The 26,555-nt window shown below is 52.0% G+C and carries 19 protein-coding genes and 1 pseudogene; 15 read left to right on the forward strand and 5 right to left on the reverse strand.

Annotated elements, in window-relative coordinates; translation table 11 throughout:
* Positions 1–153 precede the first annotated feature (153 nt).
* Positions 154–420, reverse strand: coding sequence for a hypothetical protein (locus QRY16_RS15795; protein WP_289777279.1), 267 nt, complete (start codon positions 418–420; stop codon positions 154–156).
* A 408-nt stretch (positions 421–828) separates the two neighbouring features.
* Here QRY16_RS15795 and QRY16_RS15800 point away from each other — a divergent pair, with 408 nt between their 5' ends.
* Positions 829–1,785, forward strand: a complete 957-nt coding sequence (locus QRY16_RS15800; RefSeq protein ID WP_289777280.1) for a cadherin-like beta sandwich domain-containing protein — start codon at positions 829–831, stop codon at positions 1,783–1,785.
* Positions 1,724–4,303: an autotransporter family protein gene (locus QRY16_RS22125; protein WP_289777281.1), complete on the forward strand. Its 2,580-nt coding sequence runs from the start codon at positions 1,724–1,726 to the stop codon at positions 4,301–4,303. Before QRY16_RS15800 ends, QRY16_RS22125 begins: the two co-directional genes overlap by 62 nt.
* Positions 4,304–4,743: 440 nt before the next feature.
* Here QRY16_RS22125 and QRY16_RS15810 read toward each other — a convergent pair whose 3' ends face one another.
* Positions 4,744–5,400, reverse strand: coding sequence for a GntR family transcriptional regulator (locus QRY16_RS15810; RefSeq protein ID WP_193406237.1), 657 nt, complete (start codon positions 5,398–5,400; stop codon positions 4,744–4,746).
* Positions 5,401–5,677: 277 nt separating this feature from the next.
* Here QRY16_RS15810 and QRY16_RS15815 point away from each other — a divergent pair, with 277 nt between their 5' ends.
* The 13 genes and pseudogenes from QRY16_RS15815 to QRY16_RS15875 all read left to right on the forward strand — a co-directional run bounded on the left by QRY16_RS15815 (position 5,678) and on the right by QRY16_RS15875 (position 21,242).
* Positions 5,678–6,550, forward strand: coding sequence for an alpha/beta hydrolase family protein (locus tag QRY16_RS15815; RefSeq protein ID WP_289777282.1), 873 nt, complete (start codon positions 5,678–5,680; stop codon positions 6,548–6,550).
* Positions 6,547–7,659, forward strand: a complete 1,113-nt coding sequence (locus QRY16_RS15820; protein WP_289777283.1) for a C45 family autoproteolytic acyltransferase/hydrolase — start codon at positions 6,547–6,549, stop codon at positions 7,657–7,659. The genes QRY16_RS15815 and QRY16_RS15820 overlap by 4 nt, the downstream gene beginning before the upstream one ends.
* A gap of 8 nt (positions 7,660–7,667) precedes the next feature.
* On the forward strand, positions 7,668–9,221 hold the full coding sequence (locus QRY16_RS15825; protein WP_289777284.1) for an ABC transporter substrate-binding protein: 1,554 nt from the start codon (positions 7,668–7,670) through the stop codon (positions 9,219–9,221).
* 12 nt (positions 9,222–9,233) lie between these two features.
* Entirely contained in the window at positions 9,234–10,175 is a 942-nt protein-coding gene (locus QRY16_RS15830) for an ABC transporter permease (protein WP_289777285.1), read from the forward strand.
* Complete coding sequence (locus QRY16_RS15835; RefSeq protein ID WP_238939024.1) at positions 10,172–10,993, forward strand: ABC transporter permease; 822 nt, start codon at positions 10,172–10,174, stop codon at positions 10,991–10,993. The genes QRY16_RS15830 and QRY16_RS15835 overlap by 4 nt, the downstream gene beginning before the upstream one ends.
* Positions 10,993–12,654 (forward strand): dipeptide ABC transporter ATP-binding protein, encoded by a 1,662-nt coding sequence (locus QRY16_RS15840; protein WP_289777286.1) that lies wholly within the window; start codon positions 10,993–10,995, stop codon positions 12,652–12,654. Before QRY16_RS15835 ends, QRY16_RS15840 begins: the two co-directional genes overlap by 1 nt.
* 1,005 nt (positions 12,655–13,659) lie before the next feature.
* A complete protein-coding gene (locus QRY16_RS15845; protein WP_289777287.1) occupies positions 13,660–14,640 on the forward strand; it encodes a sugar phosphate isomerase/epimerase family protein in 981 nt (326 codons plus the stop codon).
* A gap of 65 nt (positions 14,641–14,705) precedes the next feature.
* The gene (locus QRY16_RS15850) at positions 14,706–15,746 is read left to right on the forward strand and encodes a sugar ABC transporter substrate-binding protein (RefSeq protein WP_289777288.1); all 1,041 of its coding nucleotides are present in this window, start codon (positions 14,706–14,708) and stop codon (positions 15,744–15,746) included.
* 16 nt (positions 15,747–15,762) lie between these two features.
* On the forward strand, positions 15,763–17,262 hold the full coding sequence (locus QRY16_RS15855) for a sugar ABC transporter ATP-binding protein (RefSeq protein WP_289777289.1): 1,500 nt from the start codon (positions 15,763–15,765) through the stop codon (positions 17,260–17,262).
* Between the two features lie 34 nt (positions 17,263–17,296).
* Positions 17,297–18,268: an ABC transporter permease gene (locus tag QRY16_RS15860; RefSeq protein WP_289777290.1), complete on the forward strand. Its 972-nt coding sequence runs from the start codon at positions 17,297–17,299 to the stop codon at positions 18,266–18,268.
* Positions 18,268–19,134 carry a MurR/RpiR family transcriptional regulator gene (locus QRY16_RS15865; protein WP_289777291.1) on the forward strand — a complete coding sequence of 289 codons (867 nt, stop codon included), beginning with the start codon at positions 18,268–18,270 and terminating at the stop codon, positions 19,132–19,134. Before QRY16_RS15860 ends, QRY16_RS15865 begins: the two co-directional genes overlap by 1 nt.
* Positions 19,127–19,990: pseudogene (locus QRY16_RS15870) on the forward strand (PfkB family carbohydrate kinase). Before QRY16_RS15865 ends, QRY16_RS15870 begins: the two are co-directional and overlap by 8 nt.
* Positions 19,991–20,801: 811 nt before the next feature.
* Positions 20,802–21,242: a hypothetical protein gene (locus tag QRY16_RS15875; protein WP_193406230.1), complete on the forward strand. Its 441-nt coding sequence runs from the start codon at positions 20,802–20,804 to the stop codon at positions 21,240–21,242.
* 283 nt (positions 21,243–21,525) lie between these two features.
* On the opposite strand, the gene QRY16_RS15880 is transcribed toward QRY16_RS15875, so the two are convergent.
* From QRY16_RS15880 to QRY16_RS15890, 3 genes are all read right to left on the reverse strand, one after another.
* Entirely contained in the window at positions 21,526–23,481 is a 1,956-nt protein-coding gene (locus tag QRY16_RS15880; RefSeq protein ID WP_289777299.1) for a TonB-dependent copper receptor, read from the reverse strand.
* A 404-nt stretch (positions 23,482–23,885) separates the two neighbouring features.
* Complete coding sequence (locus QRY16_RS15885; RefSeq protein WP_193406228.1) at positions 23,886–24,326, reverse strand: DUF2946 domain-containing protein; 441 nt, start codon at positions 24,324–24,326, stop codon at positions 23,886–23,888.
* Positions 24,327–24,827: 501 nt separating this feature from the next.
* Entirely contained in the window at positions 24,828–26,108 is a 1,281-nt protein-coding gene (locus QRY16_RS15890; RefSeq protein ID WP_289777292.1) for an MFS transporter, read from the reverse strand.
* Positions 26,109–26,555 lie beyond the last annotated feature (447 nt).

Below are 26,555 nucleotides of genomic sequence, written 5' to 3' on the forward strand. Positions count from 1 at the left end.
CTGGCATTTCTTGAGAAGGTAGAAGCCAGTAAATAAGCTCTGATGCGCATAATGACGTTATGCTAAAGAGGCCGCTGCGGAGGCGATTTTCGCAGCGGCCTTTTCAACATAACGTGTGTGACATTATCCGCACTAAATTGCGGGTGGATTATGTTAAATCCTTGAAAGCGCAATCCTCAGGGTGTTAAGAACGGGCATCATGGCTTCGGCCAGCCGCAGGTTATATGCATAGTCTGAGGCAGCAGCAACTTCATCGCCGCTACGCGCAGTCCTGTATCGCCCCAGCCGGGCAGCTGAAAAATGCTTTTCCAGGTCGTTCCCGTTCATTACACGCTTTTTTACTTTCCCTGAGGTATTGATATAATCGCTTTGCAGCCTTGGGTTCGCGTCCTCTCCCGACCACCATACCGGTGATGACACCAGGTTCGTTCTGGTCCTGTTCAGCAGGACCACCCCTTTCAGATAAAACCGCCTTATGGCGGTTTTGTTGTTTTAGTGACCCAGATCTACAGATTAATTTGTATAAAATTGCAAACAACCAACTGATATTAATCAAGATTATTCAACCGGATACCTGGTGTATAAGCATTATTGTCCAGAGTCAGGCTCAGCTGCTCTCGCAGTTGTTTAAACCATCACCGCTTATCCTTAGCGGAACTTATCAATTCAGAATCCCGGTTCTACAGACAGGACCACTCTTTATACGCTGAATCGAGACAGGGGCGCTTAAATTTTTCAGCGAGTATTTGTGGCTGAAAATTATCATGGTAGTTTATTTGAATGGGATTAATCCTAAAAATAATCTAACAAAACTTTTCTGGGTGAACTATGCGGTGTGCTGATTTTTTCGGGCGGATATGTGTCGGCCTGACGACTACTTTTGCAATATTCTGCTCCGTGCCAGCGGCATTCGTTCTGTCCAGCGGCTGCGCCGCGGTAAACGTCCTGTCGGGGTCTTCCACCCTTTCCTTTAGCTCAAACCGGTATCCGGCATCCGACTTTGCCGCCGGCGACGCGCTGACCCTGAGTTTTACCGACAGCGGTGCGGCATATGGTGGAGACGCGACGACCGCCGACAGCGTCAGCGTAGCGCGTTATAACCTCAGCAGTTTCCAGACCTATAACGCCACCAGCGCCACCAGTAGCACCCCTCAGACCGTGACAATCACCGTACCAGCAGGCAGCCTGGAGACAAACGGCGTGGCCCTGCGGGCCACGACGTCGCACGGTCAGATAAGCAACCTGGTGTTCAGCTGTACCAGCACATCAGCGGCCTCCGGCGACGCCACACTTTCGGGACTTTCGCTTTCGACAGGGACGCTTTCACCTTCTTTTAGTGCCGTAACCAGCAGTTACAGCGCTTCGGTCGCAAGCAGTATTTCATCGGTAACGGTCACGCCCGTTGTCACCGAGAGCCATGCCACCGTCACCGTCGACGGCGCCGCGGTCGCATCCGGTTCGGCGTCTCAGTCCGTCAGTCTCGCGTCCGGCAGCACGACCAGTATTTCCGTCGTCGTAACGGCGCAGGATGGTACGACCCGCGCGTATACACTCAGCGTCACCCGCCCGGAAGCCTCGCCGGTTTCGTCAGACAGCGCTGACACCGTAGCTGCCAACAGTACGAACAATGTCATTCCGCTCTCCCTGAATGGGGGCACGGCAACGACGGTGGCGCTCGTTACCTCCCCCGGCTCACGGCAGCGCCCGGGTAAGCGGAACCACGGTGACCTATACGCCTGCGGCCGGTTATTCCGGCACCGACAGCTTTACCTGGCATGCGTCTAACAGTGGAGGCACGTCTGCTGATGCCACTGTGTCACTGACCGTCAGCCCTCCCGTGCTTGCGGTTACGCCGGCAGCAGGTGCACTGCCGGCTACCACCGTGGGGAGCGCCTGGTCACAGAGTCTGACGGCCTCCGGCGGCACTTCGCCCTATGCCTGGTCCAGCACCTCGCTGCCCGTAGGGATCGCGCTTAATGCGTCAGCGGGCACGCTGTCCGGCGCACCTTCTGCCGCCGGCAGATACAGCTTTCAGGTCACCGTGACGGACGCGCACGGTGCCACCAGCAGTGTCAGCTACACGCTTAACGTCACCGCCGCCTCGCCGGTGGCCAGCGACAGCATCGCCACTGTGGCCGCAAACAGCAGCAGCAATCCGATCCCGCTCAGCCTTTCCGGCGGGCCGGCTACGTCAGTCAGCATCGTGGGCCCGCCTGCTCACGGCAGCCTGATCACCTCGGGGGCAACGGCTTCCTACACCCCGACCACTGGCTATTCAGGCAGCGACAGCTTTACCTATACCGCTACTAACGACAGCGGGACCTCCGCCAGCGCCCGCGTGTCGCTTACCGTGACGCCGGTGCTGCTGGCGCTTTCCCCCATCAGTGGCGCACTGCCCGCGGCAACGGCGGGCAGCAGCTGGAGCCAGACGCTGACGGCAGCTGGCGGTAGCGCGCCCTATACCTTCAGCTCCACGGCCCTGCCAGCCGGGATCACGCTGAACACGGCAACGGGTGTTCTGACGGGCACGCCGTCTGCTGCGGGCAGCTACAGCTTCCAGGTCACCGCTTCTGACAGCCTGGGCGCCAGCGGCACGGCCAGCTACTCACTGGCCGTCAGCGCCGCCGCGCAGGCCGTCCTTCGGCTTCTGCCCGCGGGCGGAGCGTTGCCAGAGGGCAAAGCCGGACAGGCATACTCTCAGGCACTCAGCGTCACGGGCGGCGCAGCGCCTTATCGCTGGCAGATGAGCGGCTCTCTGCCGCGCGGTCTGAGTTTTACTGACGGTCAGCTTTCGGGAACGCCGCTGGTCACCGAGGCCAGCGCGTTCAGCGTGCTGGTGACCGATGCGACAGGCAGGTCACTGCAGGCGGAGTATACGCTGGTGATTGCCGCTGCGGCACCGTCCGCTGCTGACCACGCCGCCACGGTTTCTGCCGGGCAGTCGGTGACCGTGAGCCTGACCAGCGGGGCGACTGGCGGACCGTTTACTGGCGCCCAGCTGCAGAATCAGCCGGAAAGCAGCCTGGGTAAGGCGTCAGTCCGGGCTTCCGGCACCGACTATCAGCTGCTGTTCACCGCGGCCGCGCAGGCCAGCGGAACCGTCACGCTCCGCTATGTCCTGACCAGCGCTGCCGGGTCAACGTCGCCTGCCCGGGTAACCCTGACCATTACCGCGCGCCCCGACCCTTCAAAAGATGCTGACGTCATCGGTATGGTGAGCGCGCAGTACCAGGCCGCGCAAAATTTTGCCCGCGCACAGTTGCGCAACTTCAGTGACCGCCTGGAACAGCTACACCGCGGGAATGACCTTCCTTCTGACATGGCCGGCGTCCACTTTTCCATGCCCTCTTCCAGGCCGGAGCGCGATGCGGACCAGAAAATGTGGGCCACGGCCAGGCAGCAGCAATCCGGCCTGAACAACGCGCAGGCTCGGCAAGGCGTTCCCTCATTGCCTTTCTCTGCACAACCGCAGGCACAGCGGCTTTCCTACTGGACCGGCGGCTATGTCGACTTCGGGGGCGACAACGCGGATGGCATCCGCTTCAGCCACACCACCGTGGGCGTGACCACGGGTGCCGACTACCGCTTTACCGGGACGTTTACTGGGGGAATGGGGATAGGCTTTGGCCGGGACGTCAGCGATATTGGCGACAGCGGTACGCGAACGAACGGTCGTGCGTTCAGCGCCGCCCTTTACGGCAGCTACCACCCGGGGCCGTTCTTCGTGGATGGCCTGGTGGGACACGGCGTGCTGGACTTTGACAGCCGGCGCACAGTGACGGAAACCGATGCCGTGGCGCGCGCTTCCCGTTCGGGCCGTCAGGCCTTCACGGCCCTGACCTCGGGTTATGAATTCCGTGCGCCGGACAGCCTGATTTCACCCTACGCCCGTCTGCAGTACACCCGCACATGGTTAGACGGCTTCAGCGAGTCGGGCGCGGGGGCATACAGCCTTGCCTATGCCCCACAGACGGTTGCGCAGGCCGTGACGGCCGCTGGACTGCGTGCCGAACGCACTACGCCAGCCCGCTGGAGCATACTGCGCCTGCAGGGACGTATTGAATATGCACAGACGCTCAGCGACAGCGGTACCGCCGGTGTCGGTTATGCTGACACCGCAAATGATACCTGGCGCGTATCGCTTTATGAACAGAGCCGACGGACCCTGACCTTTGGGGCCGGGATAGACTTTTTACTGCCGCACAATATTACGCCTGGCATTGCCTATCAGGGAACGCTGGGGCTGGATGCACAGAGTACACGAGAGCAAATGGTCATGTTCCGGGTCAACATCGGGTTATAAAGACCCGGAAATATGGGACACGCGCTTCACCAGAGAACCAATGAGACGGGAAATACGTTCTCAGAATGAACAAGCGCCGGTACTACCGGCCCTGAGTCACGCAGTTTCATCACTTCTACAGGGAGCCTATTACGATGGTGCCGGAAAAAGACAGCAGTAGCCGAACAGACATTTCTATCGAGCCTTGATAAATGCTGTAGTGACTAAATTGCGTGGCTGCCGCTAGTTTCTGTCGAACTTCGCTGAGCCTGCGTCGGGCATTAGCCGGGAGTACGCTGCGCCTTTGGCCCGACCACACCAGCAGAAAGCAGAAAGTTGGCCGAGCTTCACGGCGTGGTGCTGGCCAGGGGGAGCGGTCGCGTTGAACACACTAACCAGCCGCTGCATAAGCAGTGATGAAAAAAAGAGCCGTGCTGGAAGCTCAAGGGCCAGCAATAAGATCAATATTTATCGTCAAACCGCTCGGGATCCGGCGTCTCATTATCACGCTGGGTAATATGTTGCCTGATTAATTCTGTCAGCAATGCGGCATCGTTATTTCGTATCGCAGCAACCATCGCAAAATGTTCTTCCGAAGATTTAACTATCCGCGCGTGAGAACTCCATTGCCCGAGCGCCGCTGAAGGCACCCGGCTGCGCAGGTCAAAAATTAATTCAACCATATCCTGATTGGAGCAGGGAGCCAGTAATGCCCGATGGAATGACAGATTGGCTTCATATTGTTCCAGCAACGTACCGTAATGGGTATCGTGTTCAAACCGTCTGGCCCACTTTTCTAACGTTTCCAGTTGTGCGGGCGTAATATTCGCCACGATGTCTTCCGCTGATGCGCTTTCAAGGATTGACCGGATCGCTGAAATGTTTTTTCTCTGTTGGATATTGGGCATGAAAACGTGATAACCGCGATTAGGCACGTGCTGAACGAGACGTTCAATGACCAGTTGATCCAGCGCCCGGCGGACATCACTGCGGCTGCACTGGTATCGGTTTGCCAGTTCAATTTGCTTGAGCCATGCGCCCGGCTGGAATTCTCCCCTGTTAATATCCATTGCCAGACTGTTCGCAACATCAACCAGATTAAGTTTGTTTTGTTTCATTGATCACTACTTAGCTCGTTTTCGCTGTGAATATGATGCAATCTTTCTACATATAGCGCCAGTTTCGCTTCTGTCAGATCATTTTTGCAACCCTCTTTTAAAATTAATCTATCAAAAACAAAAAGTTATTGATTTTATCTGCCTTAATGTCAGCAATTAGTAAACGAATTGTGACATGAATCAGATCTTTTGCTAATAAATTGTTTTTTAAATTGGCGCCAATTTTGGTTTTATGGTTGAATCGATTTGAACAGGAATTAAACAAAGAGAATCGATAATGCAATCCACAGAAATGCCTCAGGAAGTCGATACAGAAGTAGAACGCAGCCAAAAACTCTATTTCCGGAGCCATACCACCATCTTTTCCAGTCGTTACGATCCGCGTTTTCAGTACTGCCTGTATGTTCCGCCCGCGTTTGATAACGATCGCGAAAATTATCGGCTGGTAGTCGCCATGCATGGCACTGGTCGTTCCATGACGCATTATCGCGATGCTTTTGCGGAGTTCGCGCGATATAACCGGTGCGTTGTGCTGGCGCCGCTCTTCCCTGTCGGCCCTTTAGGTGATGGCAATTCCCACGGATTTAAATACATCGTTGAGCAGGATATTCGTTATGACACCGTTCTGCTGAACATGATTGAAGAAGTGAGCGCTTCACTTAATTATGATTTCGGGCGTTTCCTGCTGTTTGGTTATTCCGGCGGCGGTCATTTTGTTCACCGGTTCTTTTATCTTCATCCCGAAAAACTCTTGGCCGTCTCCATCGGCGCGCCCGGCTCCGTCACGCTGCTTGATGATAAAAAGGTGTGGTGGGTTGGCGTACAAGACTTCGAAAAGATTTTTAAAAAACAGCTTAATTATGCCGCGATGCGTGAGGTTGCCGTGCAGCTTGTGGTGGGAAAAGTGGACATCGAAACCTGGGAAATCACCCATAAGCCTGGCGGGAAATATTATCAGTCCGGTTGTAACGATGCGGGCACCACACGTATTGACCGCAATACCGCGCTGCTGAACAGCCTGCGATCCCATGGCATCAACGCGGTGCAGAACATCGTGCCTAACGTCGGGCATGACGGGATGAAGGTGCTCGACGACGTAAAAGACTTTTTCTTGCAGATAATCAATAACCAAAAAGGGCAGCCAAAATGACGCAACCTTTCCCTCTTATTGAGATCAGCGGAACGCCGCTGGCGCGAGGCCAACAGTACGGTGAACAGGCGAAAGAGCGTATTCACACCAGCGTGGCCATTTATGGCGATCAACTCAATCAGCTAGGCATCAGTCATGACGAGCGCAACGCGCTGACCGAAAGCTTCAGCCGCATTATTAGTCATTTTGATGCTGCCTATCTGGATGAGATGCAGGGCATCGCGCAAGGTGCTGGCGTCTCCCTTGAGTCAGTCATCATGATTAATGCGCGTACTGAAGTGATTGCGCAGGCGCGTCGACTGAAACAGTGCGATAGCGTGCACGATGACAATATCAAAGATGGCTGCAGCGGTGCCGTGATCCTCCCTGAACGCAGCGCCAGCGGAAAACTGATCCACGGCCAGAACTGGGACTGGCGTGCAGAGTGCGCCGAAAGCTCAGTGGTGGTGAAAATTCACCGTACCGATGGCCCGGACATCCTGACCTTCGTCGAAGCTGGCGGACTGGCGCGCAGTGGCCTTAACAGTACGGGCATCGCGATTACCGCCAATTATTTGCGCTGCGAACGCGATTATACCCAGCGTGGCGTGCCGCTCTCGCTGATTCGCCGTAAAGCTCTTGAACAACAGCATATGGCGCTGGCGATGCGCGTGGTTGCCACTACGCCTAAATCCTGTTCCAACAATATGATCCTGAGCACTAAAGAGGGGTTCGCCATCGATTTTGAGTGCGCGCCGGATGAGGCGTTTACTCTTTATCCGCAGGAAGATCTGCTCGTACATGCCAACCACTGGGAAAGCCAGGCGGCGCGTTGCAAAGTTCGCGAAGAAGGCGTTGAAGCCTCACCCGACTCACTTTACCGCAGCTGGCGCGTCAGGAAATTATTGAGTGAACATGCTAACCCCGGCGTTGAAGAAATGAAGCGCGCCTTTTTCGACGATTTTGGCGCGCCTTATTCAGTCTGTCGTCCACCGCGTCCTGGTTTCAGCAGCGATCTGTCAGCCACTGTGGCGATGATCGTGATGACCCCTGCGGATGGCGTGATGGAGGTATTACCTCTGCCAGCGATTAATAAAGATTTTACCACCTACACGCTTAACGGAGTCTGAGAGCACTTATGAAAAAAATTATCTCGCTCGCTGCCCTTCTCGTCCCGCTCGCAGTCGCGGCGTCGGCGCAGTCGGCTGAAAAAAGCGTCATTCATTTTGCACTTAATCAGGATATACGCAGCAGCCAACCTGGGGTAAACCGCGACGGCAACACCGATGACGTACTGATGCACGTTGTTGAGGGATTGGTTGGCTATCGTGAAGACGGCACGGTTGGCCCGATGCTGGCGTCCGGCTGGAAAATGTCCGACGACGGTAAAACCTACACCTTCACCCTGCGTGAGGGCGTAAAATTTCACAACGGCGATCCCGTGACGGCGCAGGATGTGGTCTGGAGCTGGAAGCACTGGAATGACCCTAAGACACAGTGGCGATGTTTACGCGAATTTGATGGCAGCGGACTTATCCATGTGACCTCTGTGTCGGCGCCGGATGACAAAACGGTGGTTATGCAACTCGAAAAGCCGGTCGCCCTCTTTCTCGACTCGCTGGCGCGTACTGACTGTGGAGCCGCCGCCGTCATCAGCCCAAAATCAGTGGATGCGCGGGGTAAATGGTTAAAACCGATCGGTACGGGGCCTTTCATTTTCAATGACTGGAAGCACGGGGAGTACGTTTCACTACAGCGCTTTGCGGATTATTCGGCGTTGCCTGGCAAACCCGACGGTTTTGTCGGTGGGAAAAAAGCGCTGGTGGATGAGGTGCGTTTCATGGCGGTGCCAGATGCCGCGACGGTCAAAGCGGGCCTGCAATCTGGCGCTATCGATGTTGCTCAGGTCAGCCCGGTTGATGCCAGCGATCTAAAACATAATCCTCAAATTAGCATTGAAGTGGCGCCCAATGCGCAGCGACACGGGATGCTGATCCAGACCAATGATCCGCTACTAAAGAACGTTAAGCTACGCCAGGCTATCGCTTCTGCCCTCGACACTCAACAGATTGCCCTGGGCACCAGCCAGAATATGGCGACACCGAGCAATTCCAATATTTCCACTGCCTCAGCGTTTTATACCGATGTGGAAAAGAAAGGGTATCAGTACGATCCTGCCCGTACCGCCAGGTTGTTAAAAGAGGCTGGCTATAAAGGCGAGACGATTGAAATTATCGCGAATAAACGCTCAACCGTACCCAGCTTCGATATGGCGATTATCATTCAGGCGATGCTTCAGGCGGCAGGTATGAACGCCAAAGTGTCCACTATGGAATGGGCCACACAACTGGAGCGGTATCAGTCGGGTCGTTATCAGACGATGACCTTCACCTATTCTGCCCGCTTCAATCCGGCGCTCGCCTTTGAACAGATCGTGGGGGATAAAAGCAAACAGAGCCGCAAAGTCTGGGATGATCCGCAGGCCATCAAAGCCGCCGAAAGCCTCAATTATCTTACGGATAAGACGCAGGTGCAGTCTGTCGTGGACGCGCTGCATAAGCAGATGATCGAACAGGTGCCGTTAATCTTCTTTTATCCAGGGCTGGATATTGTGGCGCACCGTAAAACCATCTCGGGTTATAAGGCGTGGCTCGCGGCGGCAGCCAGATTATGGAACGTGAGCAAATCCTGATAAGGGGTGCATATGTTGCAGTTTCTTATTTCTCGTATCATTGCAGCCATCCCGACGCTGCTGCTGGTCACCGTGCTGGTGTTTCTGCTTACCCGACTGGTGCCGGGAGATCCGGCCCTGCTGATGCTCGGCGATATGGCGACTGAATCCAGTCTGGCGGATTTACGCCACAGCATGGGGCTGGATCAGAGCCTGATCCAGCAATTTATCATCTGGTTCAGACATATGATTCAGGGAGATTTTGGCCATTCGATACAGACGGGCCAGGCGGTGTTGCCGCTGATCATTCAGCGCTTTGGCGTGACGGTGAGCGTGGTACTGGCTGCCGTCGTGATCGCCTCGCTGCTGGCGGTGCCTGCTGGCATGCTGGCGGCCTGGAAACAGAACTCCTCCTGGGATGTCGGGCTGGTGATGTTTTCAACCTTTCTGCTGTCGATTCCCAGCTTCTGGATGGGGTTGCTGATCCTGCTGGCGCTGGGACTCGGCCTCGGCTGGCTGCCGGTTGTCGGCTATGTATCGGTGATGGATAACTTTCAGCAAGGCACTCTCTATTTACTGATGCCGGTGCTGACCCTGGTGCTGGTGGAAGTAGGGGCGCTGGTGCGTATGATGCGCGCCAGCACGCTGGAAGTGCTGCGGCTGGACTACGTCTCCCATGCGCGCGCCAAAGGGCTGAGGGAGAGAACCGTGCTTTCGCGGCACGTCTTTCCCAATGCGTTTGGCCCCACCTGGACGCTGATCGGCCTGACGCTCGGTAATCTGTTGAGCGGCGTCGCGGTAACCGAAACGGTCTTTAGTCTGCCGGGACTAGGCAGACTGCTGGTGGATGCCATCTATGCACGCGACTATCCGGTGATTCAGGGGTGTATGCTGTTTATCGCAACGCTCTATGTCCTTACGAACCTGGTTATTGACGCCCTGTATCCGCTATTTAACCCGAGGGTTTCGGCATGATGAAAAAGACGTTGGCGCTCTCTCCCAATGCGTTACTCGGCGTACTGTTGATCGCTGTAATTGTGACTGCAGGATTAGTGGGCTTCTTCTGGACACCCTGGGATCCTGCTCGCATTAACATTCTGTCCAGGCTACAGGCCCCTGGCGCTGAGCACTGGTTTGGTACAGATGAATACGGGCGTGACGTGCTCAGCCGGATACTGTTGGGGGCCAGCGCAAGCCTGATGATTTCAGTGATTACCGTCTGCTTTTCCCTGTCTGCGGGCATTGTGCTGGGATTGATTAGCGGCTATCTGCGTGGCGTAACAGATCGCATTATCATGATGGTTACCGATACGCTGCTGGCCTTTCCCGGCATACTGCTTGCGCTAGGCTTGCTGAGTATTTTGGGCAATAACCGCTATGGCATCATTCTGGCGTTAGGTCTGGCCTATACCCCGTCGGTGGTGCGTATTGTGCGCGGTACCGTTATGGGGTTGCGTGAAGCGGACTTTGTCGCAGCTTCACGCGTGATGGGTCACAGCGAACTGGCCATTTTACGCCGTCACGTTCTGCCTAATTGCATCGCTCCCCTGACCGTGCTGGCGACCTCTATGCTGGGCTGGGTGCTGATTTCTGAAAGTGCCTTATCTTTTCTGGGGTTAGGCGTACCACCGCCGGAACCCACATGGGGCAATATGCTGTCAGCCAGCCGGACTTATCTGTCTCAGGCCCCCTGGCTTGCGCTACTACCGGGTGCCTGTATCTCCATCGCGCTACTTGGCGTTAACCTGCTGGGCGATGCATTACGCGACTATCTGGATCCGAGGATGCAATAATGACCTTATCTTCCCAACCCCTATTACAGGTCAATAATCTGCGCGTCAGCGTCAATCAGCGCGAAGTTGTTAAAGGCATTTCCTTTACGCTGGCTGAACGGGAAGTACTGGCCGTGGTGGGCGAATCCGGCAGCGGCAAGACGCTGGCGATGCGCTCGCTGATGCATCTGTTACCGAGCGGCGTCAATTTCGATGCGACCGCGATGACGTTTGACGGGCAAGATCTGCTGAATCTCAATGATCAGCAGTTGCGCGAGATGCGCGGCGCCGGAATTGGCATGATTTTTCAGGAGCCGATGACCTCTCTCAACCCCGCGATGACGATTGATCGCCAGCTGGATGAAGGGCTTGCCCTCCATACGCAGTTAAACCGCCGCCAGCGTCGGGAGAAGATTATTGCCATGTTGCATCGCGTGGGGTTGAGCCAGGCTGAATCGCTGCTCGATCGTTACCCTCATGAGTTTTCCGGCGGTATGCGTCAGCGGGTGATGATCGCTTCGGTGATGTTGCTGGAGCCTAAACTGATCATCGCCGATGAGCCGACCACTGCGCTCGATGTGCTTGTGCAGCATGAAGTCATGGATCTGATGCTTTCACTCACCGCTGAAAAAGGCAGTGCAGTGATCCTCATCAGTCACGATCTCTCGATGGTAGCAAATTACGCTTCGCGCATTATGGTGATGGAACAGGGTGTGTTGGTTGAACAGAACAGCAGTCAACAGTTACTGGCGCAGCCGCAGCATAGCTATACCCGACGTTTGCTTGAGGCGTTACCGGTGCGTAAGTCTGCGCCTGACCGGCAAAAACTGCTGTCGGCGATGAGCATTATCTCCCTTAACAACATTGAAATTACTTATTATGGCCGCAAAGCCTGGTTCAAACCGGCCAGTGTGACCCGGGCGGTGAATAATGTCAGTTTCAATGTCCGGGCGGGTGAAACGGTGGCGCTTGTGGGTGCCAGCGGTTCAGGCAAAACCACCATAGGCAAGCTGATTGCCGGGATGCTAAAAGCCAGTAAAGGCACCCTCTCCTTCAAAGGCAAGCCGCTCTGTAATGCCAGCAAAGCAGAGCGAAACGCATGGCGCTGGGATTGCCAGATTATCCAGCAGGACCCCTTCTCATCGTTAAATCCTCGAATGCGCATCATACAGATTCTGGAAGAGCCGCTGCTGCTGGTGAAAACCATGCGTTCAGCATCAAGAAAACAGCGGGTACGGGAAGTGCTGCATGAGGTAGGGCTGGAGGAGGTTTTCCTGTCGCGTTATCCTCATCAGCTTTCCGGGGGACAACGCCAGCGCGTCGCCATCGCACGCGCCATCGTGCGTAACCCGGCCTTTATTATTGCTGATGAGCCAACTTCTGCGCTCGATATGACGGTACAGAAGCAAATCCTGCAACTTCTCAAACGCCTTCAGGAGAGTTACGGGTTTGCCTGCCTGTTCATCACGCATGACCTGGGCGCTGTTGAGCAAGTGGCCGATCGCATTATGGTGATGGAAAAAGGCGAACTGGTCGAAAACGGGTGGAGCGACGAGGTACTGGACGCCCCGCAGCATCCCTATACCCAACAGCTACTGAACTGCTTGCCCGCCCTTAAACCGATGAGTAATGGCGGCTTTCAGCCAGAAAAAAAACAGGCGGCGAAGCAGCTTGCGGTTTAGTGACGACGGAAAAGTAAGCAAGTTTGCCAACGATCATCCAGGGGAAATAATCAACGTTGCGACTGCCTGCCGCTGTAAATGGCGAGGTTTGCCACTTATCAGGCCACAATCGGCTGTTTAAGCGGGAAACCGCGCTGGAGGCCATTCAAGGGAAAAGCAAGGAGAAATCAGGCCAGCCTGACGTTGCCAAAGCAAAGTGCGACCAGCCTGTAGCGCTTTTTCAGCTATGGCTATGGCAGACACCCAGCGGCACAGGGAAACGCAAGTGATACACCGCGATGACCGGTCGTGTCTGCCACTGACAGGTGGCAGCGGTTAATCTCCCACATCTTCAAAAAATTACCTGTCCTTATAGCTGCCGCGATTGGGCCCCTGAGTCTCTTTCTGCTTCCCTGGCACGCAACAGCATGTGGCCCACCCGATCGAAACGTTAAATGTCTCTCGAATGCTGAACGGATGCGGTTAATGCGTACGCTTGAAAGCTTCTGCCCAGCCTTTTCAACCTGCCGTCATTCTTCAGCATCTGTCTGGCCTGGATGATGTCAGGGATGTGTGACATTTGAAATTAGCTTTGACATCACATCCCTATCCATAAGCGCTAATAACGTGATCACCCAGAGTAAAAATAAGCACGACACGATGAATTCCCGCTGGCACCAGGAGACGAACGTTATTTGTTTTCGATTCCCCCTTAAGACAGCAAAGCTGAAGCGATGCCGCGCCATTGACCTCACGCTCAGGCCCCTGATGTGTGAACTTTCTTCCAGGTCAGCTAATTAATAAATAACGCCTTCCGCTCAATAACTTAATTGATGTTTCGGCGGCTGATGTGTTCCTTCCCCTCTCATCTCTGACTATTACGTTTTGTGAAACGCCTCCCAAAACTCATTTTTGACAGGTTATACCGCTTGTTTATTAACCCTGCCGATGTATAAATTTAACAACTTCACAATAATCCGTGAATAAATAAAGTACATCACAACCTCTCAGGAAGGGTTTTTTCTCATGTCAGAATTGAAATTTGCTACGCGTCTAAATTCGTTTGCCTCGGGGGCAAATCTTTACTGGCCAGAGCTTAAGGGCAAACCCTCTGTGCTACAGATGATTGCCCGCGCAGGGGAAGTGAAGGGATTGACTCATCTCGATCTTAACTATCCGCAGCATCTCACCAGCGACATCAAAACGATGCGCCAGGCGATTGAAGATGCAGGTCTGGCGGTGAATGGTATGCAGATGCGCTGGGATGCCCCGCAATTTAAGCTTGGCGCTTTCACTAATCCAAACCCAAAGATTCGCCGTGAAGCAATTGAACTGACCAAGCGCGGCATCGACGCTGGCCGTGAATTCGGTTCAAACCTGATGACGCTGTGGATGGGGCAAGACGGTTTCGATTACTGCTTCCAGGCTGATTATAAAAAAATCTGGGAAGACGCGGTCGATGCGGTACGTGAAATTGCAGAATACGCGCCAGAGGTGGATGTCAGTATTGAGTACAAGCCCAATGAACCGCGTGCTTACAGTATTTTCCCTAATGTCACTACCTGCCTGTTAGCGGTAGAAGAAGCAGGCTCCCCTAACCTGGGTATTACGCTCGACTTCGCTCATGTGCTGTTTGCCAATGAAATTCCGGCTTACGCCGCCGCGATGGTTGCACGTCGCTCACGCCTGCTAGGGCTGGACCTGAATGACGGCTGGGGCAAACGTGATGATGGTCTGATGGCGGGTTCAGTTAATCCGCGCGCCACGCTGGAATTCCTGTGGCAGATGCAGCGCGACGGTTATCAGGGGGCTTACTATTTTGACACCTTCCCAGACGCCAGCGGCCTTGACCCGATTCGGGAAGCCGAGACCAATATCGCCACCGTCACGCAACTGCTGAAACTCTGCGACAAGCTCCATGGCAACGAGGCGCTACTGGATGCGATCAGCCGCCAGGATGCCGTCGCTTCGCAACAAATTGTTAACGACATTATGTTGGCCAAATAGCCATAAGCTGGCCGCGATTCAAATAAAAGCTGTACCCAACGTGATGAAAATAAAAGGCTAAATAAATGAAAAAATTATTCCTCTCTGTACTCGCATCCTCATTGCTCTGCTCCAGTGTTTACGCGGCGGAACTGGCACCCCTGCAATCTGACACGGAACCCGACCGAACCGACTGGACGCAGCTCGACAGCAAATACGGTCCGCTGCCAAAAATAGACAGCAAACTGAAGATTGGCGGCGTATCGAAAACGCTAACCAATGAATACTGGCGTTCACTTGGCGAAGGTTATCAGAACGTCGCGAAGAAATATGGGTTCACCGTAGCGTATCAGGCTGCCGCCAATGAAGATGATCAGCTGGGTCAACTGTCGATTGCCGAAACCCTAATTTCGCAGGGTTTTAACGGACTGCTGGTTTCGCCGCAAACTGATATTAATCTCGAACCTGCGCTGGAAAGCGCCAACAGCAAAAAAGTCCCGGTGGTTAACGTTAACGATGCAGTGATGCCTAATGCGCAGTATTACGTCGGCAATGTGCAGAAAGATAACGGCGTGCGTGTGGCGAAATGGTTTATTCAGCATCATCCGCAGGGCGGCAAAGTCGCGGTAATTGAAGGACAACCGGGGGTGTATGCAGCAGGTCAGCGCTCCCGTGGCTTTAAAGAAACGCTACAGGCCAACGGCAAATTCAATATCGTAGCCAGCGTGCCGGCTAACTGGAGTCGTGAGCAGGCATACAATAGCGCATCCACTATTTTGCAGCAGCATCCTGACCTGATTGGATTCTATGCCAACAATGACACCATGGCACTCGGCGTGGTGGAAGCGGTGCGCTCGCTGAATAAAACCGGTCAGACTGCGGTATTCGGCACTGATGGTATTTCAGATGCGTATGCATCGATTAAACGCGGCGAACTGACCGGCACGGTAGACAGTTTCCCGGTACTGACTGGTGAAGTGGCTATGGATGTGATGTTGCGTCTGATCAACGGACAGAAGCTTTCTCGCGTCATCTCTACTCCGCAGGCGTTGATTACCAAAGAAAACGTAGACGCTTTCTCAACCAAAGATAACGATAAGTTGCGCCAGTTGCTGGCCCAGCAATAAGTCAGGCGGAGAGTATATGGAACAGTATCGCTTAATGATGCGCGGCATTAGCAAAACCTACGGCAGTGCCGCTGCTTTACAAAATGTGGACTTTTCCGTGAAGCCCGGTGAGGTACATGCGTTGATTGGCGAAAATGGTGCAGGTAAATCGACACTGCTCAATATCTTGTCGGGGGTTCGCCCCGCTGACAGCGGAGAGATCAGCGTGAACGGTCAGTCGGTGCAGATGAAAAACCCGCTCAGCGCACGTCATGCGGGTATTGCGATGATTCATCAGGAGTTACAGCACGTTCCGGAACTCTCCGTTACCCAGAATATGTTTCTTGGTCGGCCACTGACCAAAGCAAACGGGTTATGGGTCGATAAGAAGGCGCAGGTAGCACGGGCAAAGCTGATCCTCAAACAGCTTGACCCGTCGATTGATCCCAACGAACCGATCAAAAATCTGAAGGTGTCGCAACAGCAGATTGTCGAAATTGCACGCGCCATGCTGGAGGATGCCAAAATCATCGCGATGGATGAGCCGACGTCCAGTCTGACCCCGCGAGAGTTTGACCGCCTGGCCGAACTCATTGCCGATTTGAAATCAATGGGCGTATCACTGATCTATGTGTCGCACAAAATGAATGAGATTTTCAGAGTATGTGACCGCGCCACGATCATGCGTGACGGAAAGCAGGTCGGCGTGGTGAACATCGCTGATGAAGATGAAGAAAGCATCGTCTCTAAAATGATCGGACGCAAAATCGAAAAGCTGGACCATAACTCGTATGTGACCGATCGTGAAGTTTTGCGGGTAGAAAACCTGGCGCGCGGCAACGAAGTCTTGCCGGCAACTTTCAGCGTGCGTGCCGGTGAAGTGCTCGGCATTGCCGGTCTGGTCGGCGCGGGACGTACCGAATTGCTGAAGCTGATCGCCGGTATCGATAAGCGCAGCAGCGGTAACGTGCTGGTAAATGGCAATGCGGTGCGTAATCACAATATCAGCGCGGCGATTCGGGCGGGCATTGGCCTGGTGCCAGAGGATCGTAAGAAAGAAGGCATTATCAAAGAGCGCGCCGTAAAAATGAATATGGCGCTGCCATCGATGCGCAATTTCACTCTGGGTGGCGTAATCAGTAAAGATAAACTCAATCGCGTGGCGCAAAAAGTCATGGGGGATTTAAAACTTCGTCCACTGGATATTGAAAAAACCATTGGTACGCTCAGCGGCGGTAATCAGCAGAAGGTGATTATCGGTCGCTGGGTAGCAGCTGATGCGCAGGTCTTTTTATTTGATGAGCCTACACGGGGAATTGATATTGGTGCTAAGTCTGAAATCTACAATCTGATTGAGAGATTAGCTCAGGCAGGCAAAGCCATTGTTGTTGTTTCGTCCGCGATGACCGAGATCATCCGTATTTCCGACCGCGTTCTGGTGATGAGAGAAGGAAAAATTACTAAAGAATTAACCGGTAATTCTATAACGGAAGATAACATTGCCCGTTTTGCGATTAATGATGTTGGATCCGCTTAACCTTTTCACCTGCATTTATCTAAAGGCCATAACTATGATGACACAAACTAACAACCGGTCAGTGACGTATATAAAGTCACAATTTAAATTTAATTTACGCGATGCCGGCACATTGATTGGACTACTGATTATTGTTGTCACCTTCTCATTTTTATCACCGGTATTTTTATCCGTACCGAATTTGCTGAACATTTTACAACAATCATCCATCAATGCCTTAATTGCGCTGGGTATGACGCTGGTTATTATTTCCGGTGGGATTGATTTATCAGTGGGTCCCACAGCCGCGCTGTCAGCGGTTCTGGGCGCGACACTGATGGTTTCAGGTATTCCTGTGCCGATAGCGCTTCTGGCAACTCTGGGCGTTGGCGCGGTTTGTGGCGTATTCAGCGGGTCGCTGATTGCTTATGCCGGTCTGCAACCTTTTATCGTAACCCTCGGTGGACTTTCCCTGTTTCGCGCCATTGCTTTGATCTACACCGGCGGTAATCCGATATTTGGCATTCCGATGGAATTTCGCAGCATCATCAACAGCACATTGTTCGGCATCCCGGCGCCGATCGTCATTGTCGCGGTGATTGTGCTGGTACTCTGGACGGTGATGAATAAAACCCCGCTCGGTGAGTATATTCTGGCGATTGGCGGTAATGAAGAAGCCGCGCGCGTAGCGGGCGTGCCGGTTAAACGCACCAAAGTAACGGTCTACGTCATTTCCGGCACCCTGGCGTCTTTGGCTTCGCTGATCCTGATTGGGCGGCTGGGGGCTGCAGAACCGACGATTGGTAATCTGTGGGAACTGGATGCTATCGCGGCAGCAGCAATTGGCGGTGCTTCGCTGATGGGCGGTAAAGGCAGCGTTTTCGGTACGATAATTGGTGTGATTATTCTTGGCGCATTACGTAATGGATTGACTCTGTTAAATATTCAGGCTTTTTATCAATTGCTCGCTACCGGCCTTATTATTATCATAGCAATGTTGATTGACAGAGCGACCCGAGGCAAGTAATGAAGCAAGATCCACGAGCCATTGGTGCTCAAATTCGCATGCGTTTACCCCAACTAACGCCCTTAGAACGCCGCGTTGTTGAGGCGATTACCGCCCGAACCGATATTACTGAGCAAACGTCGTTAAAGGAAATTGCCCAGGAAAATAATGTCTCTGAGGCGATGATTGTTAAAATTACTAAGAAACTTAGCTTTTCCGGTTTCAGAAACTTCAGAAGTAGTCTGATTTATTACAACGAATCTGAAGTGGCAAGTTTGCATGCGGAAATTGAGCCTGATGATTCGTCGGAGCAATTACTTTCGAAAGTGTTCAGAACGTCTATTCAGGCCATCGAAGAAACTATGTCGATACTGGACATTTCTGAATTCAACCGTGCAGCGGACATTATTTTTAAAGCGCGTCATATCGATTTATATGCCGTGGGTGGCTCAGCCACCGTTGCCCGTGATTTATCGCATAAGATGTTAAAGATTGGCATTAAATCGACGGCCTACGATGACGCGCACATTATGTTGATGTCAGCAGCGGTGTTATCTGATGATGATGTGGTCATCGCCATTAGTCACTCAGGCGCTACGCGCGCCGTGAATGACTCCGTCAAACTGGCGGGGCGCAATGGAGCCAAAGTCATTGTCATTACGAACTATGCCGAGTCGCCGATTGCGCGGAATGCGCATGTCGTGCTCAATTCAACTTCTCAGGGATCGCATCTGTTAGGGGAAAACGCCGCTTCACGCATTGCCCAGCTAAATATTCTGGATGCACTGTTTGTGGCCATCGCCAAAAAAGATCTGAAGCGAGCGGAAAAAAACCTGATGAAAACCCAGCGTGCGGTTCAGGACCTTCGGGATTCTAGCCATGAATAAAATAGCAGTAACCGGCAGTCTACATTACGACATTATGCTGGATGCCCATCATCGTCCTGAAAAAGGTGAAACCGTAATGGGAACAGCGTGCAAATATAAATTTGGTGGGAAAGGCGGTAATCAGGCCATCTCGGCCGCGTTAGCCGGTGCCAGCGTAGTGTTTGCCGGTGCCGTGGGTGCCGATGAGCAGGGAAAATTTCTGCTTAATAAACTGCAAAATGCAGGCGTTAATACCGATGCCATTGCTGTGATAGATAATATTCCTTCTGGTATGAGCGTGGCGATTACCGATGCCGAAGGAAATTACGGCGCCGTGGTGGTGTCGAACGCCAACCAGCATATTGCGCAGGAAACATTTATAGATGAGGCATTCTGGCGTGACGTTACCCTGCTGATTCTGCAAAACGAAGTTTCTGAAGTGGTAAATCTCTAGGCCGCTGCAGAAGCAAAAAAGCGTGGCGTTACGGTTTGTATTAATGCAGCGCCTGCTCACCCGTTAAGTCCTGAACTGGAAGCGCACATTGATGTGCTGGTGGTCAATGCCATTGAAGCGCGTGATATGAGTCATATTGCGGTGAACGATTTAACATCGGCAAAACGAGCCGCTGAAGCATTGGCGCAGCGCTTTCCACAAGTGGTGGTGACGGCCGGTGAATATGGCGTGGCATATTGTCAGACAGGGCAAGCCAGCCATAGTCTGCCAGCAAAAAAAGTTGAGTTAATTAGCACGCATGGCGCGGGAGACTGCTTTACCGGCGTGTTGTGTACCGCACTCAATAAGCATAACAACCTGGCAGATGCAGTGGCGCAAGCTAACGAGGCAGCAGCGAAACACGTTTCTCATAAGCTGAATTAGCTCACCGCGCCTCGCGTCATTAACGCTTCCGGTTATTTACCCAGGCCCGCTAAAAATGGCAGGCTTTATTCAGCATCCGGTAAGTTAGGTTGCCAGTGCAAAAGGCGTACAACATATATAAATAAGCCCTGTAATAAAGCTTATTAAATTATTATTTTTACTTAGCAGATGAGATTGCTCAAGCTGATGAGATTAACGGACTTCAGCGGGAGTTGATGGAACCCCCTGATAAGACTGATCTGATCCAGAATATACGGCCAGCCTACGTAAAATCAGCATGGCTACAGGTTCTCAGAGTAATAGCGGCTGTGTCTGATTGATTCCCTCGCGACTAAAGAAATCACCTGCCCGGCCATGCCCTCGCTGAAAAGTGCTAACAATAGATTTATCTGGTGCAAAAGAAGTAGCGCCTAAGAAGCTGACAAAACGGCTGAAAAATACGGCATGAATTTCCAGATGAAATAAGAATATTTTTGGAAAAAATGTCAATTTTAACCATGACGTCGAAGCGCTTGTCAGGAATGCGCACTATGAAGTTACAGATATGAAAGCAAACAGTTAAAACTAACTTTAAATGAGGCTGCTGAAACACCAGGAACAGGTGTGGATGCAATAGCAAGATGGAAAACAAAGTAAAACCCCGTGAATTTTACTGATAACGTTTTAACAGCTATCACCTTCCTCATCTCTTCCAGGAATTTCCTTTACATCACGCGATGCCAAAATTCTTAATTTAATATCCACAAAATCTATATGTAATCTAAAATTTATGGGGCAAAATCCTCTTTAACCGAATAATCAGGAGTATATTATGAAAGGTATCGCTACGTTATTTTTAGGGTTGTGCGTTTTAGCAGGTAGCACTAATACGGTCTTAGCTAACACAACTGCTGAAGTGGATCAGCAGATAGAGTCTCTCTTAGGAGATCACCAGGCTTACCATGATTTCCTTAACGCTCTTCAGCATGCAGTTGCAAGTAACGATAAAGCCGCTGTAGCCAGCCTGGTGGAATATCCTATTACTATCAATAAAAAGAAAATAACCACCAGCTCCGCCTTCATTAAAAACTACGATAACATCCTGAATAGTAATGTAAAAAAAGCCATTGCTAATCAGAAGTACGAAGATCTTTTTGTAAGAGATCAAGGCATTATGATTGGAGATGGGCAGGTATGGGCCTCTGGTATTTGTCAGGATTCAGATCAGGCATGTCAGAATGCCCCTGTCAAAATTACCGCTATTAATCATTAACTTACCTTGTGGCCAGCTAAATCGAGAGTACAAAATTGATTATGGATTTTATAATCAATGGGCTGAGCTTACGTGTTTTATTAGTGGTGCATACTTTCGTTGAGATCATAAGGGATAATTCCTGGTTCATCAGTGAAACCGCGCAATGCACCCGCTTCTCTTCCCGGTGAGAGCAGAACGAGGTAATCAGCGTAAGCGTGCTAACGAGCTCACGCTGATTACCCCAGCGATCACAGGGTGGCGCAGCGCGCCAGTTCAGAAACGGGCGCGCCAGTAATGTTAATCAGAACGTCACGTTGGCTTTCACCCACCAGGTTCTGCCCGGCTCGTTGACCGGCGTATTGGCGGAGTAGCCAAAGGCACTATTACCGGCAAGGTTGAGATGTTCGCTGTAGGCGGTGTCGAACAGGTTATCTATTCCGGCGCTGAGCTTTACATTCTGGGTGGCTTTGTAAGTGACATTGGCCGAGAAAATGGCGAAGCCGGAACTGCGCTCGAAATCTTTTCCAACCACGTTACCTTCGTTTTCAGCGATGCGATGCTGACTGCTGACCAGTCGCATTAACCCACCGCTGCTCCAGTTGCCAGACTCCCAGTTCAGACCGAGACGCGCTTCCAGCGGTGGAATTTGCGGCAACGGCTTATTGTCTGCGGTGTTTTCTGCCCACGAATACGCAAGGCTGGCATCGGTTTTCCAGTGGTCGGTCAGTTGGTAGCTGAAACCGGTCTCGCCGCCCATAGTCATGGCATTAACATTATCGGCCTGGCTGATATAGACATTTGCGGAATCATAACGAAACAGGATGTAGTCGTTCACGCGTCCGAGCCAGGCAGACACCCACCCGGTAAAGCGTTCACCGCTGTACTGAGCGCCAATATCCAGCTGAGTGGTCTTTTCGGTTTTGACATTGTCAAAGGCGCTCGCACTACCGCCCGGCCCGTAAGTTGGCGAGAAAAGCTCCCAGTAGTCGGGGAAGCGTTCGGTATAGCCCACTCCCGCATACATCATGAGTGGGATGTCGAGCAGAGTGTGTTCAATGCGGACAAATCCTGCCGGAAGCGTATCGCTGCGGCTGTCCTCTCCGTTGCTGGCCTCGTTATCAACGATGGCGCGATCCAGTCGTGCACCGCCAATGACTTTATTTTGTGTCGTGGCGTACCAGGTCAGTTCGCTAAACACCCCGTAATCGTGGAAGCGTGCATCTTTTACCCAGCCGCGGTTCTTTTTGCTGCGATGGGTATTCAGTTGCATGTCTGCCCCGCTCTGTAGCTGAACGTCCTGCCACAGCCAGGTGCCCATCATACGCCCTCCCACTGTGCGGCGGTCTAGCTGCATGGCCATTGGCCCGCTCATATGCATTGACGAAGCGTCAGGCATATCCATCGATGCCATGCCCAGTGAGGAACCCATATCCATCGGACCCATACCGCCCATTGACGGACCGGAAGGAGAACGAAGCGAATAGTTATCCATAATGTGGTTGGCATAGTTGTAATATGTACTGGCTTCGAACTTATCGAACACATCCCCAATACTGGATTTTTCGAAGCGCATACCCAGGCTTTCACGTTTAAACTGAGAACCGTCCATGCCGCGTCCGGCATAACGTGCTTCGCCGTCGCCCTTACCTGCCGTTAATTCGAGTAGCGTGTCTTTGTCCGGCGTCCAGCCAACGGCAACATCTGCATTCCATTTATCCCATCGGGATGGGACACGATCGCCATTACCGTCCTGGTAATCGCTGGAATGGGATTTATTGCCGGTCAGACGAATATAGCCCTTTTCACTGCCCAGGCTGACATCGGCGTTTTCGTCATAACGGCGACTGGACGCGGCCAGCAGGCTGACGCTGCCTTTTATTCCCGGCTTATCGAACTGTGGCGGTAGCCGGTCAAAACGTAACGTACCGGCTGAATTACCCGGCCCCCACAGCGCCGTTTCGGGTCCTTTCACCAGCGTCAGCACATCAAAGTTCTCTGGCGAAATATATGAACTGGGCGCGTCCATCCTCGCCGGACATGCGCCGGGCATGTCACTGTTATTGGTCAGAATACGCAGTCGTGAGCCAAACATGCCGCGAAATACCGGGTCGCCATTGGTGCCGCCATTGCGGATCTGCGAGAAGCCGGGAATGGTTTTGAGGTAATCAGAACCATCGCTGGCCGGAACCGGCTGACGTGGAGTTTTAAGATTTGTCACGACGGTCAGCGGAGAGGCTTCCGGTGCCGTCACTGTCATCACCGGATCATCCTGTGAAACGTTTTCTTCAACGACGTCATATCTGGAAGGGTGATTATCGGCAAGGGTGATTCCAGGCATAATGCAACCCACGAAAACAGCTAAGCTTATTACGCTCAGAGGAAGAGGTTTCTTATACATAATTTATCCTGATTTTGACATACAAAAATTCGGTCCACTGCAATAGGGCAGGAGACAATCAAAACGTTAGGCCGATAATTAATACGCTTTATCCGCAGTGCATTATTAGCGGGAATGTATTCAGCGATGACGGAATGAATAAACTAATCCCGTTAAATAAAGAACCACATCATTTAAAGACGATATTAATTCTGCGTAATACGCATATTTTCAAAAAAGCGTCGGCCTCATACCTGACGAAATGTTGGGTAGAGAATCAAAAATCAGTCGAAAGGAGGTGCGCGGGGCTGGGCAAGTCCGGGGAAGTAAACCGTAAAACGCGGCAGGATAATACGTGGCGGCGGTGCACAGGATACCCGCAGAGTCAGCCAGACTATGGCGGCGAAGATCCAGAGCATTAATGGCAGATGAATCAGCATAACGCAGTAGCCACAGGCGGCATCGTTCATCATCCCGCCCATCCCGCTCACAGAGGCATGCATTAATGGCATCTGCTGCGTTACATCGGTATCGCTGGCATCTGTCATGGCATTGATGTGATGCCTGTCAGTCGAAGCGGGCATCACAACATGTTCATCATGATTTTCCATCCGCCTGTGCTCCAGCGTTTTCGATACATCCGGCGCAATAAACAGCAGCATGATCGCAATAATCGCGATCGCCGCAGGCAGTTTATTTCGGGAGAATCGAATGAGAGAAAACAAATCTGCGCATCCTGACGAATTAATCAGAGGCAACAGTGTAAAGGAATGAATAGCCTGCTGTTAACAAAAATATCGGGTTTTAAGGGTTTTTAATTACAGATAAAATCGGCAACAAAAAAACAATAAATAAACATCAATTTTTGATATTAAATTAAAACCCGGGCATTTAGTAAAGATGGATTAGATGAAGGGTAAACCTACCAGGTTCATTACAATTTTAGTCAGCAAAAATGCCCGTTAAATGGGCGGGATAATTTACAGGTTCGACTATTTCACGTCACACCGTAACGTCCTTCTGTCTTATGCCAGGCTGCCAATAAGGTATAGCAGAAAAACGTGATGACGAGGTCAGACGCCCAACGCTGGCTTATCGTGTTTCTCGGAGTATAAGATGAAGCCACAATACGCCTTGATTAATGATTAATCAGTGCATGGAATTTTTATAAGGATGGTATAAAACAGGCCCGCCAAAATAGTAGACGGCCTGTTCTAAATGAATGCCTAATTGCTCTCGATTTTTGGAAGGAACCAGGTGAGTAATCCCGCCAAAGGAAGAAACGAGCATAGCCAGTAAACGTTTTCGATCCCTGTTTTGTCCGCGAGCGCTCCCAGTACGGCCGCAGCAATGCCAGCCAGACCAAAATTAAGTCCATAAAACAGACCGCCAACCAGACCAATCCGGTTGGGTGCAAGCTCCATCGCATAAATAAGGATGGATGCGAATGCACTCGCCATTATCAGATTTATGGATACCGTGAGGATCACCGTCCAGAAAAAATCCGCATAAGGCAACATCAGCGTTAGCGGTAACGGGCCTAATATCGAAATCCAGATTATCTTATAGCGCCCAATGTGATCCCCTACGATACCACCGAGTAAAGCGCCTGCCGCTGAAGAAAAAAGGAACAGAAACAGCATAAACTGAGAGGTTTTGACAGAAACCCCAAAATGGTCAATTAAATAAAAGGTGTAAAACGATCGGAAACTTTCCACGTAAGCATTTTTTGAAAACATCAGCAGCGTAAGCACAATCAGACCTGTCGTTACCATTGCCTGCGGATACGTTTTTGCTTTATGCCCTTTTTCGCCCTTTTCTTTAATCGACTGAATAAAACTATTTTTGATAGCGTCATGCCGTCCGGCCGTCCAGACCATCAGAACGACAGCAAGCAAAGCGAATATGGCAAACCACGCCAGGCTTTGCTGTCCACGTTGCACGATTACCAGTGCCGCAAACAGAGGACCCATTGCCCCGCCCGCCTGACCGCCTACCTGAAATATGCCCTGTGCAAGCCCCTGTCGCCCGCCCGATGCATAGCGTGCCATTCTTGTGGCTTCGGGATGAAAAATTGAAGAACCGATTCCAATGCTGGCAGCCGAAAGCAGGATCAGATTGTATGAGGGCGCATAGGCAAGCCCCACTAATCCAGAAAGCGTAAACATCATTCCGATAACAGTTGAGTAGGGAAAAGGATGTCGATCGGTGACCGCTCCTACAACCGGCTGAAGCAGGGAGCCTGCAATCTGGAAAGTGAGTGTAATGATGCCAATCTGGATAAAATCGAGCTGATATTTTTCTCTCAGAATCGGGTAAACGGCAGGGATTAACGACTGGATAAGATCGTTAAGTAAATGCGTGACGCCCAGTATGAGAAGAACATTCAAATAGGTCTTAGGTCGTGTGGCGATCGATGTATTGTTCATGTATATACCAGTATGAAAGGTTAACCCATTCTTCCCTGTTACATTACGTACATGGCAGGAAGTTTCACTTATCACCATACCTTCTCAGGGAGGCTGTTGGGAATCACAGGCGCAGCCCACCGCAATCGGCGGCACACGTTATCGTCTCGATACAACGGCACTCACTATCAAAGGCAAACGGCTCAATAAAGCCGGAAATCCGCACACAGAAAGCAGCTTCCAGTACAAAGCACCCCGCTTTCAAGGAGGGTTTTGTTTACCCTTATAAATAGTATTCGTCAGCTTATGCGAAATTAATTAATCACGAGATAAAATGTATAGCGCAGCTTAATTAGCTGCCTGGCAAAATTAGCACAATAAAATCCAGTAACCCACCATATCTAATGACATTACGGATATATTATCTCCTGCGTTTTCTCTGAATAGAGGCGCCGATCGTGTTTGCGCCTGGCAGTGCATTTTACTTTATGCACATTTTCTGACCTGCACGATTTCATAAAATTAGCATTATTCGATAAAAGCTTT

The organism is Mixta mediterraneensis (assembly GCF_030283135.1).
In the GTDB taxonomy this organism is placed as follows: Bacteria; Pseudomonadota; Gammaproteobacteria; order Enterobacterales; family Enterobacteriaceae; genus Pantoea; species Pantoea mediterraneensis.

Coding starts and splice junctions, on each gene's coding strand:
- QRY16_RS15800 (WP_289777280.1), top strand. CDS start 829: ATGCGGTGTGCTGATTTTTTCGGGCGGATATGTGTCGGCCTGACGACT.
- QRY16_RS15810 (WP_193406237.1), bottom strand. CDS start 5,400: ATGAAACAAAACAAACTTAATCTGGTTGATGTTGCGAACAGTCTGGCA.
- QRY16_RS15815 (WP_289777282.1), top strand. CDS start 5,678: ATGCAATCCACAGAAATGCCTCAGGAAGTCGATACAGAAGTAGAACGC.
- QRY16_RS15820 (WP_289777283.1), top strand. CDS start 6,547: ATGACGCAACCTTTCCCTCTTATTGAGATCAGCGGAACGCCGCTGGCG.
- QRY16_RS15825 (WP_289777284.1), top strand. CDS start 7,668: ATGAAAAAAATTATCTCGCTCGCTGCCCTTCTCGTCCCGCTCGCAGTC.
- QRY16_RS15830 (WP_289777285.1), top strand. CDS start 9,234: ATGTTGCAGTTTCTTATTTCTCGTATCATTGCAGCCATCCCGACGCTG.
- QRY16_RS15835 (WP_238939024.1), top strand. CDS start 10,172: ATGATGAAAAAGACGTTGGCGCTCTCTCCCAATGCGTTACTCGGCGTA.
- QRY16_RS15840 (WP_289777286.1), top strand. CDS start 10,993: ATGACCTTATCTTCCCAACCCCTATTACAGGTCAATAATCTGCGCGTC.
- QRY16_RS15845 (WP_289777287.1), top strand. CDS start 13,660: ATGTCAGAATTGAAATTTGCTACGCGTCTAAATTCGTTTGCCTCGGGG.
- QRY16_RS15850 (WP_289777288.1), top strand. CDS start 14,706: ATGAAAAAATTATTCCTCTCTGTACTCGCATCCTCATTGCTCTGCTCC.
- QRY16_RS15855 (WP_289777289.1), top strand. CDS start 15,763: ATGGAACAGTATCGCTTAATGATGCGCGGCATTAGCAAAACCTACGGC.
- QRY16_RS15860 (WP_289777290.1), top strand. CDS start 17,297: ATGATGACACAAACTAACAACCGGTCAGTGACGTATATAAAGTCACAA.
- QRY16_RS15865 (WP_289777291.1), top strand. CDS start 18,268: ATGAAGCAAGATCCACGAGCCATTGGTGCTCAAATTCGCATGCGTTTA.
- QRY16_RS15875 (WP_193406230.1), top strand. CDS start 20,802: ATGAAAGGTATCGCTACGTTATTTTTAGGGTTGTGCGTTTTAGCAGGT.
- QRY16_RS15880 (WP_289777299.1), bottom strand. CDS start 23,481: ATGACAGTGACGGCACCGGAAGCCTCTCCGCTGACCGTCGTGACAAAT.
- QRY16_RS15890 (WP_289777292.1), bottom strand. CDS start 26,108: ATGGTGATAAGTGAAACTTCCTGCCATGTACGTAATGTAACAGGGAAG.